The sequence below is a fragment of the Paenochrobactrum pullorum genome, assembly GCF_041929845.1.
Classification (GTDB): domain Bacteria; phylum Pseudomonadota; class Alphaproteobacteria; order Rhizobiales; family Rhizobiaceae; genus Paenochrobactrum; species Paenochrobactrum pullorum.
On sequence record NZ_JBHEEH010000001.1, the window covers coordinates 1,201,744 to 1,217,608 of the forward strand.

Genomic DNA, 15,865 nt, shown 5'->3' on the forward strand with positions numbered 1-15,865 from the left:
GAGGGGATCTTCCGTTTTTTTTAATGCATCAGATTGTGTTTGATCTGATATTGCCCGTCATTTTGCCGGTTGAATAGATTGTTGATTTGCGGGTGGCGCAGGGGTTCGCCACTATCATCGACCATTAAGTTTTGTTCTGAAACATAGGCCGAATATTCTGTTTCACTGTTTTCAGCGAACAGATGATAAAACGGCTGGTCGCGCCGTGGCCGTCGGTCTTCCGGAATGGACTGATACCATTCTTCACTATTCGAAAATTCCGGATCAACATCATAAATGATTCCGCGAAATGGAAATAACTTATGTTTCACAACTTGACCGATTTGAAATTTAGCGTGTTTTATCAGTTTCTTATTCCCGTATTATTATTTATAACTTTAAAGTGAGTTTAACTGAATCTTATTTTTAAATCATCTGTTTAATATCACTTTTTTTAAAGTGTTTTTTAACTCTGCTGCCACCAAAAAAACAAAAATAAATCAAATGAGATTATTGACCTGTTAAGGTGCAGCCCTATGTTGTTACCGGAGGATGCTCGAGCAAATTCATGCTTGATAGTGGCAAACGAACTGAAATATTGGAATGAATGTGCAGGAAATAGAAGATTTCACCCGTAACTGGATCGTGCTTGGCAACCATCTGGCGCTCTGGATAACGGCACTTTTCATTTTTGTTGCCTGTCTGATTTTGTTGCCGCGAGTGCGGGGCCAGCTTGTGCAATTATTGTCCCGTTTTGCTGTCAGCCGGTTTGATGTCATCATGACGGGCGCACAATCGCTGGCAAATAATACTTACCGTTTTTTCTTTGCGGCTTTGGCGCTTTATTTTGCTTCGCTGGTTTTGGTGCTTCCGGTGCAAATCTCGCGTATGATTACCGGTATTGTGCTGGTTGCCACCATGGCACAAATCGGAATGTGGAGCAGTATTATGGTCGGTCTTTGGATCGACCATGGCTTGCTGGATAAAAACAATCCTGATCCGGAACGAACCAGTGCAGCGCAAATTATCCGCTTTACCGGTCTTGCGCTTATCTGGACGGCAGTACTGCTGCTGGTCCTGTCGAATTTCGGTATCGATATTACTGCGCTCGTTGCAGGACTTGGGGTTGGTGGTATCGCAATTGCGTTTGCACTCCAATCCATCCTGAAAGACCTGTTTGCCTCGCTTTCCATTTTGCTCGACAAACCGTTTGTCGTCGGTGATTTTGTTTTCTTTAATGAAAATCGCGGTGTGGTGGAACGGATTGGTTTGCGCACGACACGCTTCCGTTCGCTTACCGGTGAGCAGATCAGCGTTTCCAATGACGCGTTATTGAATACACGCCTGTCGAACTTCCAGCGTATGTCTGAGCGGCGCATGCTTTTCAGCTTGCATGTGCAATATGGCGGCTCGATTGACTTATTACAGACATTTCCGGCTTACCTGCAAACGACCATCGAGACTTTGCCTAATACGCGGTTTGACCGCTCGCATCTGGCCGAATTTAACGAACTGGGCGTGCGTTTCGAAGTGGTCTATTATGTGCTGAGTGCTGAATATGCGGATTTCATGAATGCACAACAAGCAGTGCTTGTGGCCGCAGCCAAATGGGTTGAAACGCATGGTTTGCAATTTGCCCAGCCAACCCGTCGCCTGATTACGGTGAATGATGAAGCTTTAAGCGCTACACAAAAAACATCGCAAGCCGTGCTATAGACGAAGGTCGTAGCAACGATGGTATTATGTCTTTTGCTGATATGAGCTGTTAAGATTCATTCTAAACGACGTGAAACTTGGTGGCAGATATGGAAGCGGTGCTATGATCCTTAAGTATTTATGGATTATTGAAGTTATCATTTTTGCAATCGTACCAATCACTATTTTTCTTTTATGGAAAAAAGATAAGTATTAAGGTGATGCGGGCGATCGGAAGCTGTTATTTTGTGCATGTATACGCATGAGGTTGTATACAGCCTCAAGTTGAATGTTAAATTTGCCGCATGTGGTTTCACAAATCTGTGATCTTTGGATTGATTCTCTTTTTACGTGAATTTTGCAACATTAGCTGGTGTTAAATTAAGATTCTTCTTAATATTATACACAGGCTGAAGGCCGGAAGCCTTGGGTATCAGGCGGGTAAAGCTTTAAAAAAACGAGATATTTGGCAGAGCGAGCTATTTCGTCGAGTAAATGCCTGACTGTTCCAATGTGTCACAGTCTCAGGGGTTGCACTTGGAAGCACTCTGGGGTAACCGTCGCATCGAATTAGCTGTAGTTCGCACGGCATGCCTTTTGAAGCTGCACGGGCGAGGGGTTGCCGTAGATGCAATGTGTCGCAGAGTCGTAACCATGGAGGGCTTATGACTGGGCGTAACGCCTCGTGTTAAGCCGGAAAAGGGATCATGAACGAGCTTTTAAGTTCCTATCTACCGATCGTCATTTTCATTGGCATCGCCATGATTATTGGCATTGCACTTCTGATTGCACCGTTTCTTGTTGCCTACCGGCAGCCGGATCCGGAAAAGCTGTCAGCTTATGAGTGCGGATTCAACGCTTTCGATGATGCGCGCATGAAATTCGATGTGCGGTTCTATCTCGTATCGATTCTTTTTATTATTTTCGATCTGGAAGTTGTGTTCCTGTTCCCGTGGGCTGTTTCGTTCGGCTCCATCGGTTGGCTGGGCTACGGCTCCATGATGGCGTTTTTGTTCGTGCTGACTATCGGTTTCATTTATGAATGGAAGAAGGGGGCGCTGGAATGGGATTGACCAACAGCAACGCCACGCTTATCGCGCCGCAGCCGAAAGGCATTATTGATCCTAATACCGGCAAGCCGATCGGCGCAGATGATGCATTTTTCAGTGAGCTGAATAATGAGTTGTCCGATAAGGGCTTTATCGTCACCTCTGCCGACGCGCTGATTACTTGGGCGCGTACCGGCTCACTGATGTGGATGACCTTCGGTCTTGCTTGCTGCGCTGTTGAGATGATGCACATCTCCATGCCGCGCTACGATGCCGAACGTTTTGGTATTGCGCCGCGTGCGTCACCGCGTCAGTCCGACGTGATGATTGTGGCCGGTACATTGACCAACAAAATGGCACCGGCACTGCGCAAGGTTTATGATCAGATGCCGGAGCCGCGTTATGTGATCTCAATGGGATCATGTGCCAATGGCGGTGGTTATTATCATTATTCTTATTCGGTCGTGCGTGGTTGTGACCGTGTGGTTCCGGTTGATATCTATGTTCCGGGCTGCCCGCCAACCGCTGAGGCGCTTCTTTACGGCATTTTGATGTTGCAAAAGAAAATCCGCCGCACCGGCACAATTGAGCGTTAAGAAGGAGTGAAAGTGATGAGTGAGGAAGCCCTCCGTGATCTTTCGGCCTATCTGAAAGAACGTTTTGCTGATGCAATTGAAGATATCAAATTTGCTTATGGTGAATTGACGGTCAATGTCTCCAAAGGTAGCCTGATCAATGTTCTGACCTTTCTGCGTGATGACGTACAGTGCCAGTTCGTTAATCTGACCGATATCAGCGGTGTTGATTATCCTGAACGCGCTGAGCGTTTCGATGTGGTTTATCAGCTGATGTCACCACGCCAGAACCTGCGTATGCGCGTTAAAGTGACGGCAGATGAAGATGTGCTGGTGCCGTCTGCAACGGCTGTCTTTCTCGGCGCTGATTGGTTTGAGCGCGAAATTTACGACATGTACGGCGTTTTGTTCTCCGGTCATCCGGATCTGCGCCGCATTCTTACCGATTACGGTTTTGAAGGTCATCCGCTGCGTAAAGATTTCCCGACTACCGGTTTTGTTGAAGTCCGCTACAGCGACGAGCACAAGCGCGTTGTTTATGAGCCGGTTGTCCTGCGTCAGGAATTCCGTAATTTTGACTTCCTTTCCCCGTGGGAAGGAACTGATTACGTGTTGCCTGGCGATGAAAAAGCCAAAGTCAATTAATTGGCTTTGATGCCCAAGTGTGAGGATTGAAAAATGTCTGTAAGTGCTAAGTTGGAAGGTCGTTGCCTGTGTGGCTCTGTGCGCTTTTCGGCGAAGCCTATCAATGACGAAATGGGTGCATGCCATTGCTCAATGTGCCGCCGCTGGACTGGTGGTGTGTTTTTGAGTGTGGAATGCGGCGACAGCCTTGAAATCACCGATGGTGATGATCTTGCATTTTATCGCTCATCCGAATGGGGTGAGCGCGGATTTTGCAAGGCTTGCGGCTCTAGCTTGATGTGGCGCATGCAGGATGGCTCCCATAGTGTCGTTTCCATTCAGGCATTTGATGATCCTTCGCAATTCAGGTTTACGACGGAAATCTACATCGACAAGAAACCTGATAATTACGCTTTTGCCAATGATACGCGCAAAATGACGGAAGCAGAGTTTCTGGCAGCTTATGCCTCTACACAGGATGCCGACAATGGCTGAGACACAAGTAAGAAATTTTAACATCAACTTCGGCCCGCAGCATCCGGCGGCGCACGGCGTGTTGCGTCTGGTGCTGGAGTTGGACGGCGAAGTGGTTGAGCGCGTTGATCCGCATATTGGCTTGCTGCATCGCGGTACTGAAAAGCTGATGGAAACCAAAACATATTTGCAGGCTTTGCCATATCTGGATCGCCTTGATTATGTTGCACCGATGAATCAGGAACACGCTTATGCGCTGGCTGTCGAGCGTCTGCTCGGCATCACTGTGCCACGTCGCGGCCAGCTGATCCGTGTGCTTTATTCCGAAATCGGCCGTATTCTCAATCACCTGTTGAACGTGACCACGCAGGCTATGGACGTTGGTGCTTTGACACCGCCGCTCTGGGGCTTTGAGGAGCGCGAAAAGCTGATGGTGTTTTATGAACGCGCCTGTGGCGCCCGTATGCACGCAGCTTATTTCCGTCCGGGTGGTGTGCATCAGGATTTGCCTGAGCAATTGGTGCAGGATATCGCTGACTGGATTGATCCGTTTCTTAAAACGACACTGACCAACCTCGACAATCTGATTACCGGCAACCGTATTTTCAAGCAGCGTAACGTCGATATCGGCGTTGTGACATTGGAAGATGCTTGGTCTTGGGGTTTCTCTGGTGTGATGGTGCGTGGCTCGGGTGCTGCGTGGGACTTGCGCAAGAGCCAGCCATATGAGTGCTATTCGGAAATGGAATTCGACATTCCGATCGGCAAAAACGGTGACTGCTATGACCGTTATCTGATCCGTATGGAAGAAATGCGCCAGTCTGCCAAGATTATGCGTCAGTGCTGTGAATTGCTGCTCGGAAAAGAGCGTGTTGGCCCTGTATCGCATACAGACAACAAGATCGTACCGCCGAAACGCGGTGAGATGAAACGCTCGATGGAAGCGCTCATTCATCACTTCAAGCTTTACACTGAAGGCTACCATGTGCCGGCAGGCGAGGTCTATGCAGCTGTAGAAGCCCCTAAGGGTGAATTCGGTGTTTATCTGGTGTCAGACGGCACCAATAAGCCTTATCGCTGCAAATTGCGTGCACCGGGTTTTGCTCATCTTCAGGCTATGGATTTCCTTTGCCGCGGCCATATGCTGGCTGACGTTTCGGCGATCCTTGGTTCACTCGATATCGTGTTTGGTGAGGTAGACCGCTGATGTCCGTCCGTCGTCTCGCAGAAGATTCCGTCCAACCAGCCGCATTTGCTTTTAATGCGGAAAATCAGGCTTGGGCTGAACAGACTATCAAGAAATTCCCTGAAGGCCGTCAGGCATCCGCAGTTATCCCGCTGCTGATGCGTGCACAGGAACAGGAGGGCTGGGTCACCAAAGCCTCAATCGAATATATCGCAGCTATGCTCGGTATGCCTTTGATCCGTGTGCTTGAAGTTGCCACTTTCTATACCCAGTTCCAGCTGAAGCCTGTTGGTACACGCGCCCATATTCAGGTTTGCGGTACAACACCTTGCATGCTGCGCGGTGCGGAAGATTTGATGAAAGTGTGCAAGCACAAAATTCATCATGACCCGCAGACCCTCAATGCAGACGGCACATTATCTTGGGAAGAAGTCGAATGTCAGGGTGCTTGCGTCAATGCGCCGATGGTCATGATCTTCAAAGACGCTTATGAAGACCTGACACCGGAGCGCCTGGAAGAAATCATTGATGCTTTCGCGGCTGGCAAAGGTGACACGATTAAACCGGGTCCACAGATTGAGCGAGATTTTTCTGCGCCTGCCAGTGGCCTGACATCTTTGACGACAAGCAATCCGAAAGCGGAGGGCTGATTTGATGCTGGCTGATAAAGATCGTATCTTTACCAATATTTATGGCCTGAAAGACAAGTCGCTTAAAGGTGCGATGGCACGCGGCCATTGGGATAATACCAAAGGTCTGATTGATCAGGGTCGGGATTGGATCATCAACGAAATGAAGGCGTCCGGTCTTCGCGGTCGTGGTGGTGCGGGATTCCCGACTGGTATGAAATGGTCTTTCATGCCGAAAGAAAGCGATGGCCGTCCGCATTATCTCGTGGTCAATGCGGATGAGTCGGAGCCTGGTACCTGCAAAGACCGTGACATCATGCGCCATGATCCGCATACGCTGATCGAAGGCTGCGTGATTGCCGGTTGTGCCATGGGCGCCCATACTGCTTACATCTATATCCGTGGTGAATTCATGCGTGAGCGTGAAGCACTGCAAGCTGCGATTGACGAGTGCTACGAAGCTGGTTTGCTTGGCAAAAATAACAAATGCGGCTGGGATATGGACGTTTACGTCTCCCACGGGGCAGGTGCTTATATTTGCGGTGAAGAAACAGCTTTGCTGGAAAGTCTGGAAGGCAAAAAAGGCCAGCCACGCTTGAAGCCACCGTTTCCGGCCAATGTCGGTCTTTATGGCTGCCCGACCACTGTGAACAATGTTGAATCCATTTCTGTTGCGCCGACCATTTTGCGTCGCGGCGGTGCATGGTTCTCGTCGCTTGGTCGCCCGAACAATGTCGGCACCAAGCTTTTCCAGATTTCCGGTCACGTCAACACACCTTGCACTGTTGAAGAAGTCATGGGTGTTCCGTTCCGTGAACTGATTGAAAAACACGCCAGCGGTATCCGCGGCGGTTGGGATAATCTGCTTGCAGTGATCCCGGGTGGCGCATCCTGTCCGCTTGTGAAAGCAGAAGACATGATGGATGCAGTGATGGATTTCGACGGCATGCGTGACGTTAAATCCTCATTCGGTACCGGTGGTTTGATTGTTATGGACAAATCAACCGACGTTATCAAAGCGATTGCGCGTCTTTCGGCTTTCTTCAAGCATGAAAGCTGCGGCCAGTGCACGCCGTGCCGTGAAGGTACAGGCTGGATGTGGCGTGTGATGGAACGCATGGTGACCGGTAATGCGCAGAAGCGCGAAATCGACATGTTGTTCGATGTGACCAAGCAAATTGAAGGTCACACCATCTGTGCGTTGGGCGATGCCGCTGCATGGCCGGTTCAAGGGCTGATCCGTAATTTCCGCCCTGAAATTGAAAAGCGCATTGATGATTATACACGCAATGCTGTTCAAAGCCGTAACATCGCTTTGGAAGCAGCTGAGTAAAATGGCATGGGCCGGATTTATCCGGTCTGCAGTCTGGATTTAAGGATATGCGGCCTAAGCCGCAGGTTTGGACAAGTGATGGCAAAGATCAAGGTTGACGGCACAGAGATCGAGGTTCCCGATCACTATACGCTCCTTCAGGCAGCCGAAGAGGCAGGCGCTGAAGTACCGCGTTTTTGCTTCCATGAGCGGCTTTCCATCGCCGGAAACTGCCGTATGTGTTTGGTTGAGGTAAAAGGTGGGCCACCAAAGCCTGCTGCATCCTGCGCGATGGGCGTGCGCGATTTGCGCCCTGGACCAAATGGCGAAACACCGGAGATTTTCACCAATACGCCTATGGTCAAAAAGGCACGCGAAGGTGTGATGGAGTTCTTGCTCATCAACCATCCGCTTGATTGCCCGATTTGTGATCAGGCAGGTGAGTGCGACCTTCAGGATCAGGCGATGGCCTTTGGTACTGATGGTTCCCGCTACCGCGAAAATAAGCGTGCGGTTGAAGACAAATATATTGGCCCGTTGGTCAAAACTGTGATGACACGTTGCATTCACTGCACACGTTGCGTTCGTTTTACCACTGAAGTTGCCGGTATTTCTGAACTCGGTCTTATTGGCCGCGGTGAAGATGCAGAAATCACCACCTATCTCGAAAGCGCGATGACTTCTGAATTGCAGGGCAACGTGATTGATTTGTGTCCCGTTGGTGCGCTGACATCCAAGCCATATGAGTTTCAGGCGCGTCCTTGGGAGCTGAATAAAACTGAATCCATTGACGTGATGGATGCTGTCGGCTCGTCAATTCGTGTTGATACCCGCGGCCGTGAAGTGATGCGTATTATGCCGCGTTTGAACGAGCAGGTGAACGAAGAGTGGATTTCCGACAAGACACGTTTCATTTGGGATGGTCTGCGCACACAGCGTCTTGATCGCCCATATGTGCGTAAAGATGGCCGCTTGGTAGCGGTTAGCTGGCCGGAAGCCTTTGCTGCGATTGCTCAAGCTGTCAATGCAACTTCGGGTGAGCGTATCGGTGCCGTTGCCGGTGATCTGGCAAGCGTTGAAGAAATCTACGCATTAAAGAGCCTGATGAATTCTCTCGGTTCTGTGAATACAGATAGCCGTCAGGATGGTGTGGCGCTTAATCCTGCATTTGGCCGTGCATCATATCTCTTCAACAGCACGATTGAAGGTATCGAACAGGCAGATGCCCTGCTGATCATTGGTGCCAATCCTCGCATTGAAGCCGCTGTACTTAATGCGCGTATCCTCAAAAGATACCGACAGGGTAAGCTGGCTGTTGGTGTGATCGGTGAACGTGCAGAACTGCGTTATGCTTATAATTATCTGGGTGCCGGTGCAGAAACACTCAATGATGTTCTTAACGGCAAGAACGAGTTTGCACAGGTTCTGAAAAATGCATCCAAGCCTTTGATCATTATTGGTCAGGGTGCATTGACCGGTGAAAACGGTGCCGATGTTCTGGCTGCCAGCGCCAAATTGGCCGAGCAGGTTGGTGCATTGAGCGAAGACTGGAATGGTTTTTCGGTTCTCCACACCGCTGCATCACGCGTTGGCGCCTTGGATCTCGGCTTTGTGCCGGGTGAGGGCGGCGTGAAAGCAATCGATATGCTGGGCAAATTAGATGTTGTTTTCTTGAGCGGTGCTGATGAACTCGACATGTCAGCCAAGGACAACACATTTGTTGTCTATATGGGCACGCATGGTGATGCGGGCGCACATTCTGCAGATGTTATTCTGCCGGGTGCTGCTTACACCGAAAAATCCGGTACTTATGTGAATACAGAAGGCCGCGTACAAATGTCGATGCGTGCAGGTTTTGCACCAGGTGAAGCCAAGGAAGACTGGGCAATCTTGCGTGCTCTGTCCGACACATTGGGTCAGCGTTTGCCATTTGATTCATTGGCACAATTGCGCGCCAAGCTTTATGCAGATTATCCGCATATGGCAGCAATTGATGCAATTGAAGCAGGTAAAATTGCCGATGTTGCTACACTTGGCAAACAATCTGCCAAGCTTGGTTCGCAAAGCTTCGCTTCGACAATTAAAGATTTCTATCTGACAAACCCGATTGCTCGTGCATCAGCCGTGATGGCTGAATGTTCCGCACTGGCTCAAGGTCAGTTTGTGCAGGCGGCAGAGTAAAGCGAGAGAGACGGAAAAATGGACGAAATTTTTGCAGCTTACGTCTTGCCCGCGCTGATTATAGCGCTGAAGTCGGTCGTTCTGCTCGTCGTATTGTTGATTGTAGTGGCTTATCTGCTTTACGCTGACCGTAAAATCTGGGCAGCGGTGCAAATGCGCCGTGGTCCAAACGTTGTTGGCCCGTGGGGAACATTGCAGGCCTTTGCTGACTTGCTGAAATTTGTCTTCAAGGAACCAATCATTCCTTCAGGTGCAAATAAGGGCGTGTTTTTGTTGGCACCATTCATTTCGGCAGTGTTGGCATTGGCGACATGGGCGGTCATTCCGGTCAGCGAAGGCTGGGCAATTGCCAATATTAATGTCGGTATTCTCTATATTCTGTCGATTTCTTCACTTGAAGTTTACGGCGTGATTATGGGTGGCTGGGCTTCCAACTCGAAATATCCGTTCTTGGGTGCTTTGCGTTCGGCAGCGCAGATGGTTTCTTATGAAGTCTCCATCGGTTTTGTGATTGTCACCGTGTTGTTGTGCGTAGGTTCGTTGAACCTCACCGACATTGTACTGGCGCAAAATACCGGTCTTGGAACCATGATGGGGCTGCCTGCTTCATTCCTTGACTGGCATTGGCTGGCTCTGTTCCCGATGTTCGTGATTTTCTTCATCTCGGCCTTGGCAGAAACCAACCGTCCGCCATTTGACTTGGTGGAAGCAGAATCCGAACTCGTCGCCGGTCACATGATCGAATATTCCTCGACACCGTTCCTGCTGTTCTTCCTTGGTGAATATGTGGCCATCACACTGATGTGTGCGTTGATGACCATTTTGTTCCTTGGTGGTTGGTTGCCGATTGTTGATGTGTGGTTCCTCAACTGGGTACCAGGTATTATCTGGTTCATGTTGAAACTGTGCTTCTGCTTCTTCCTCTTCGCGATGGTGAAAGCATTTGTACCGCGTTACCGCTATGATCAACTGATGCGTCTGGGTTGGAAAGTATTCCTGCCGATCTCACTGTTCATGGTTGTTGCAACCGCGACCTTCCTCAAAGTTACCGGCCTCGTGGGTTAAGGAGAAAAACATGTCTTCATTTGCTCAAGCTGCCAAATCGCTTTTGCTGAAGGAATTTGTCGGAGCGTTCTTTTTGTCGATGCGCCACTTTGTCGGCCCTAAGGCAACTTTGAACTACCCGCATGAAAAAGGCCCTGTAAGCCCACGTTTTCGTGGTGAGCATGCGCTGCGTCGCTACCCGAATGGCGAAGAGCGCTGTATTGCCTGTAAATTGTGTGAAGCCATTTGCCCGGCACAGGCGATTACCATTGAAGCAGGTCCGCGCCGTAATGATGGTACACGCCGTACCGTCCGCTATGATATTGATATGGTAAAGTGCATTTATTGCGGTTTCTGTCAGGAAGCCTGTCCGGTGGATGCGATTGTTGAAGGGCCGAATTTCGAATTCGCCACTGAAACACGCGAAGAACTTTACTATGACAAAGAAAAACTGCTCGCTAATGGTGACCGTTGGGAACGGGAACTGGCGCGCAATATCGCACTTGATGCGCCTTATCGCTAATCAGCGGTAAATGAATACTTATCGCGCTAAGCGATAATCGAATGGGTGGCGGGTGAAAATCTTGTCACCGGAGTTTAACTTCACGCTTGGCGTGATGAAAAGAGCAGGCGGAGCAATAGGGCTTCGCCCCGGAAAGGTGTTGGGGTAAACCCATGCTGACAGGTCTAGCGGCAGCGTTTTTCTATCTGTTCGCCTTTATCATGATTGCGAGTGCGGTCATGGTCATCTCAGCGCGCAATCCAGTACATTCGGTGCTGTTCCTGATCCTTGCATTCTTTAATGCTGCGGCGCTGTTTTTGTTAACGGGCGCTGAATTTTTGGCCATGATCCTGCTTCTCGTTTATGTGGGTGCGGTTGCGGTATTGTTCCTCTTTGTTGTGATGATGCTGGATGTGGATTTTGCTGAACTGAAGCAGGGCGCTTTGCAATATGCGCCTATTGGTGCTTTGGTGGGTCTGATCCTGCTGGCTGAACTGGTTGTTGTTTTTGTCAGCACCAAGTTTGCGCCGAAGCTCGGTGAAGCAGGCGTGCTGCCAATTCCGGATCCGGCAACACGCACCAATACGCAAGCTTTGGGTGATGTGCTTTATACCAATTATGTTTTCTTCTTCCAGATCGCCGGCCTCGTTCTTTTGGTTGCGATGATCGGTGCCATTGTGCTGACATTGCGTCATAAACCGAATGTCAAACGCCAGTCGATCCCGGATCAAGTTGCACGTACACCGGAAACCGCCATCGAAATCGTTAAAGTCGAAACAGGTAAGGGCATCTGATATGGTAGTGGGTATCGAACATTATCTTACCGTTTCGGCAATCCTGTTTACGCTGGGTGTCTTCGGTATTTTCTTAAACCGTAAAAACGTCATCGTTATTTTGATGTCGGTCGAGCTTATTTTGCTCTCGGTTAATCTTAATTTTGTGGCGTTTTCTGCAACGCTCGGCGATCTGGTCGGGCAGGTCTTCGCACTCTTCGTTTTGACTGTTGCGGCTGCTGAAGCAGCTATCGGTCTTGCAATTCTCGTTGTTTTCTTCCGTAACCGCGGCTCCATTGCGGTGGAAGACGTCAATGTTATGAAAGGTTGACGGGCAGATGCTCTATTACGCGATCGTCTTCCTTCCACTCCTGGGCTTTCTGATTGCCGGTCTTTTCGGCAATCAGTTGGGTGCCAAGGCGTGTGAATTTATCACTTCCGGCTTTATGGTCGTTGTTGCCGCATTGTCTTGGGTTGCATTTTTCACTGTTGCTATGGGCGACAGCGAACCAATTCGCATCTCCGTCTTGCATTGGGTAACATCGGGTGAATTGTCATTCGATTGGGCTTTGCGCATTGATACGCTGACAGCAGTGATGCTGGTGGTGGTCAACAGCGTGTCCGCTTTGGTACATATTTACTCGATCGGCTATATGCATCATGATCCGCATCGTCCGCGTTTCTTTGCTTACCTGTCGCTGTTTACTTTCGCCATGCTAACATTGGTGACATCGGATAACCTGATCCAGATGTTCTTTGGTTGGGAAGGTGTTGGTCTTGCATCCTATTTGCTGATTGGCTTCTGGTTCAAAAAACCATCTGCCAATGCTGCGGCGATGAAGGCTTTCGTGGTCAACCGCGTTGGTGACTTCGGCTTCCTGCTTGGTATCTTCGGTGTGTTTGCTCTGTTTACCGCAGTGGATTACGACACCATCTTTAAAGCGGCCGGCACTTATATGAGTGCTGGCGAAGGTGCAGACGAAGTTGTTCTGAACTTCTTGGGGCTTTCCTTGACCAAAGGCTCGGCTTTAACAGTGGTTTGCCTGCTGTTGTTCATGGGTGCGATGGGTAAATCGGCGCAGTTCCTGCTGCACACTTGGTTGCCGGATGCGATGGAAGGCCCGACACCTGTGTCGGCTCTCATTCACGCGGCCACCATGGTAACCGCCGGTGTCTTCATGGTTGCGCGTATGTCGCCGATCTTTGAATTGTCACCGGATGCACTCATTGTCGTGACCATCATTGGTGCCACAACTGCTTTTTTTGCCGCAACCGTTGGTCTGGTGCAAAACGATATTAAGCGCGTCATTGCTTACTCCACCTGTTCACAGCTGGGTTACATGTTCGTGGCGCTTGGTGTTGGCGCTTATGGTGCGGCGGTGTTCCACCTGTTCACGCATGCTTTCTTTAAAGCACTTCTGTTCTTGGGCGCAGGTTCTGTGATCCATGCGGTTTCCGACGAGCAGGATATGCGTCGCATGGGCGGTTTGCGCAAACTCATCCCGACCACCTATTGGATGATGATTATCGGGACAGTCGCGCTGACAGGTCTTGGTATTCCGGGCACCATCATCGGTACTGCCGGATTTTTCTCCAAAGATGCGATCATTGAATCGGCCTTTGCGTCGACAAGTCCGGCTGCAGGTTATGCCTTCACTCTTTTGGTTGTGGCTGCACTTTTCACCAGCTTCTATTCATGGCGTCTGATTTTCATGACCTTCCACGGCAAGCCACGCGCTTCTGCAGAAGTGATGCATCATGTGCATGATTCACCGCCTGTAATGCTCGTTCCATTGTTCATTCTGGCCTTCGGTGCATTATTTGCCGGTGTGTTCTTTCTCAGCTATTTCTTCGGCGATCATTATGACGCTTTCTGGAAGGGTGCGCTTTTCACCGCAGCTGACAATCACATTATGGAAGAAGCCCATCACGTACCAACTTTGGTCAAGTGGTCACCTTTCATTGTCATGGCAATCGGCTTTGTGCTGGCATGGATTTTCTACATCCGGTCGCCAAAGATCCCTTCGGAACTGGCCGGACGTCATCCGGGTCTTTACCGGTTCCTGCTCAACAAGTGGTATTTTGACGAGCTCTATGACTTCCTTTTTGTCCGTACTGCACGTGGTCTCGGCCGTTTCTTCTGGAAAGTCGGTGACGGCTGGCTGATCGACGGCTTTGGCCCGAACGGAATTTCCGCTCGTGTGCTCAATATCACCAACCGTGTTGTTAAAATGCAGACCGGTTTCCTTTATCACTACGCATTCGCGATGCTGATCGGCGTCGCCGCGCTCGTCACTTGGATGATGCTCGGGAGCACTTTCTGATGACTGACTGGCCCATTTTATCAACGGTTACGTTTCTGCCGCTCATCGGTGCTCTGCTCATCTTTTTGATTAAAGATGAGGGAGAGGCCGCGCGCCGCAACATTCGTAATGTCGCATTACTGACAACAGTTTTTGTATTCATCCTTTCACTGGTCGTTTGGGCCGGCTTCGATAATGAGAATGCCGGTTTCCAGATGGTGGAAAAGATTGAATGGCTGGGTGGTGGCATCAGCTACCACATGGGCGTCGACGGTATTTCGGTACTGTTCGTTGTGCTCTCGGCTTTCCTGATGCCTTTCTGTATTCTTGCCAGCTGGCTGTCGGTACAAAAACGCTTGAAGGAATATATGATCGCGTTTCTAATTCTTGAAACGCTGATGATCGGTGTGTTCTGTGCACTCGATCTGTTCCTCTTCTACGTTTACTTTGAAGCAAGCTTGATCCCGATGTTCATCATCATCGGTGTCTGGGGTGGTGAACGCCGCGTTTATGCATCGTTCAAATTCTTCCTCTACACGCTGCTTGGTTCGGTTCTGATGCTGATTGCTATCATGGCAATGTACTGGCAGGCAGGCACGATGGATATTGTTGAACTGCATAAGTTCAATTTCCCGGCCTCAATGCAAACATGGCTGTGGCTGGCATTCTTCGCATCCTTTGCCGTCAAGATGCCGATGTGGCCGGTGCATACATGGTTGCCGGATGCCCACGTAGAAGCACCGACTGCCGGTTCGGTTATTCTGGCGGGTATTTTGCTGAAGCTCGGTGGTTACGGTTTCATCCGTTTCTCGCTGCCCATGTTCCCGCTCGCATCTGCCGATTTCGCACCATTGGTGTTCACGCTCTCGGTTATCGCAATTATCTACACATCACTTGTCGCCTTTGTGCAGACAGACATTAAAAAGCTCATTGCTTATTCGTCTGTCGCGCATATGGGGTATGTGACGATGGGTATTTTTGCGGCCAACGAGCAGGGACTTCAGGGCGCGATTTTCCAGATGCTTTCACACGGTATCGTGTCGGGCGCACTTTTCCTTGGTGTCGGTGTTATTTATGACCGCATGCATACAAGAGAGATTGCCGCCTTTGGTGGTCTGGTCAACAACATGCCGAAATATGCTGTTGCATTCCTGATCCTCACCATGGCGAATGTGGGCTTGCCGGGTACTTCTGGTTTCATCGGCGAATTCCTGACATTGTTCGGTGTTTTCCGTGTGAATACCTGGATTGCGGTTCTTGCAACCTCAGGCGTGATCTTCTCGGCGGTCTATGCCCTTTGGCTCTACCGTCAGGTCATCTTCGGTGCGCTGACCAAGGAAAGTCTCAAAGGCATTCTGGATCTCAGCCCGCGTGAAAAGCTGATCCTCTATCCGCTCGTGGCTCTCACGATCTTCTTTGGTGTGTATCCTATGCCGGTCTTCGACGTGACTGCCGGTGCAGTACATGCCTTGATTAATCAATACGACGCAGCGCTAGCAAATGCCGCAAGCGCAGCGCTGGCGCAGTAAGGAATAAGGC

15 protein-coding genes and 1 pseudogene are annotated in these 15,865 nt (G+C 49.9%); 15 read left to right on the plus strand and 1 reads right to left on the minus strand.

Going from position 1 to position 15,865, the window contains the following annotated elements; genetic code table 11:
* Window positions 1-20: 20 nt before the first annotated feature.
* Entirely contained in the window at window positions 21-344 is a 324-nt protein-coding gene (gene hspQ, locus JNC77_RS05740; RefSeq protein WP_374830549.1) for a heat shock protein HspQ, read from the minus strand.
* A gap of 244 nt (window positions 345-588) precedes the next feature.
* On the opposite strand from hspQ, the gene JNC77_RS05745 reads away from it, so the two are divergent.
* From JNC77_RS05745 to JNC77_RS05815, 15 genes and pseudogenes are all read left to right on the plus strand, one after another.
* Window positions 589-1,695 (plus strand): mechanosensitive ion channel family protein, encoded by a 1,107-nt coding sequence (locus tag JNC77_RS05745; RefSeq protein WP_374830246.1) that lies wholly within the window; start codon window positions 589-591, stop codon window positions 1,693-1,695.
* Between the two features lie 686 nt (window positions 1,696-2,381).
* Entirely contained in the window at window positions 2,382-2,747 is a 366-nt protein-coding gene (locus JNC77_RS05750; protein ID WP_184220006.1) for an NADH-quinone oxidoreductase subunit A, read from the plus strand.
* The gene (locus JNC77_RS05755) at window positions 2,738-3,319 is read left to right on the plus strand and encodes a NuoB/complex I 20 kDa subunit family protein (RefSeq protein ID WP_184220003.1); all 582 of its coding nucleotides are present in this window, start codon (window positions 2,738-2,740) and stop codon (window positions 3,317-3,319) included. The genes JNC77_RS05750 and JNC77_RS05755 overlap by 10 nt, the downstream gene beginning before the upstream one ends.
* 15 nt (window positions 3,320-3,334) lie before the next feature.
* On the plus strand, window positions 3,335-3,943 hold the full coding sequence (locus JNC77_RS05760; RefSeq protein ID WP_374830248.1) for an NADH-quinone oxidoreductase subunit C: 609 nt from the start codon (window positions 3,335-3,337) through the stop codon (window positions 3,941-3,943).
* Between the two features lie 33 nt (window positions 3,944-3,976).
* Window positions 3,977-4,417: a GFA family protein gene (locus JNC77_RS05765; RefSeq protein WP_374830250.1), complete on the plus strand. Its 441-nt coding sequence runs from the start codon at window positions 3,977-3,979 to the stop codon at window positions 4,415-4,417.
* Window positions 4,410-5,603: an NADH-quinone oxidoreductase subunit D gene (locus JNC77_RS05770; protein WP_374830252.1), complete on the plus strand. Its 1,194-nt coding sequence runs from the start codon at window positions 4,410-4,412 to the stop codon at window positions 5,601-5,603. Before JNC77_RS05765 ends, JNC77_RS05770 begins: the two co-directional genes overlap by 8 nt.
* Window positions 5,603-6,205, plus strand: a pseudogene (gene nuoE / locus JNC77_RS05775) (NADH-quinone oxidoreductase subunit NuoE); the annotation flags it as partial. The gene JNC77_RS05770 and the pseudogene nuoE, both read left to right, overlap by 1 nt.
* 31 nt (window positions 6,206-6,236) lie before the next feature.
* A complete protein-coding gene (gene nuoF, locus JNC77_RS05780; RefSeq protein WP_374830254.1) occupies window positions 6,237-7,544 on the plus strand; it encodes an NADH-quinone oxidoreductase subunit NuoF in 1,308 nt (435 codons plus the stop codon).
* A gap of 78 nt (window positions 7,545-7,622) precedes the next feature.
* Window positions 7,623-9,704 (plus strand): NADH-quinone oxidoreductase subunit NuoG, encoded by a 2,082-nt coding sequence (gene nuoG, locus JNC77_RS05785; RefSeq protein WP_374830256.1) that lies wholly within the window; start codon window positions 7,623-7,625, stop codon window positions 9,702-9,704.
* 18 nt (window positions 9,705-9,722) lie between these two features.
* Complete coding sequence (gene nuoH / locus JNC77_RS05790) at window positions 9,723-10,769, plus strand: NADH-quinone oxidoreductase subunit NuoH (RefSeq protein WP_374830258.1); 1,047 nt, start codon at window positions 9,723-9,725, stop codon at window positions 10,767-10,769.
* 10 nt (window positions 10,770-10,779) lie between these two features.
* Window positions 10,780-11,271, plus strand: coding sequence for an NADH-quinone oxidoreductase subunit NuoI (nuoI, locus tag JNC77_RS05795; protein ID WP_343800111.1), 492 nt, complete (start codon window positions 10,780-10,782; stop codon window positions 11,269-11,271).
* A 152-nt stretch (window positions 11,272-11,423) separates the two neighbouring features.
* Window positions 11,424-12,044 carry an NADH-quinone oxidoreductase subunit J gene (locus tag JNC77_RS05800; RefSeq protein ID WP_374830260.1) on the plus strand — a complete coding sequence of 207 codons (621 nt, stop codon included), beginning with the start codon at window positions 11,424-11,426 and terminating at the stop codon, window positions 12,042-12,044.
* 1 nt (window position 12,045) lies between these two features.
* Window positions 12,046-12,354, plus strand: coding sequence for an NADH-quinone oxidoreductase subunit NuoK (nuoK, locus tag JNC77_RS05805; protein WP_184219974.1), 309 nt, complete (start codon window positions 12,046-12,048; stop codon window positions 12,352-12,354).
* 7 nt (window positions 12,355-12,361) lie between these two features.
* Window positions 12,362-14,347, plus strand: a complete 1,986-nt coding sequence (gene nuoL / locus JNC77_RS05810) for an NADH-quinone oxidoreductase subunit L (protein ID WP_374830262.1) — start codon at window positions 12,362-12,364, stop codon at window positions 14,345-14,347.
* Window positions 14,347-15,855, plus strand: a complete 1,509-nt coding sequence (locus JNC77_RS05815; RefSeq protein WP_374830265.1) for an NADH-quinone oxidoreductase subunit M — start codon at window positions 14,347-14,349, stop codon at window positions 15,853-15,855. Before nuoL ends, JNC77_RS05815 begins: the two co-directional genes overlap by 1 nt.
* Window positions 15,856-15,865: the final 10 nt, after the last annotated feature.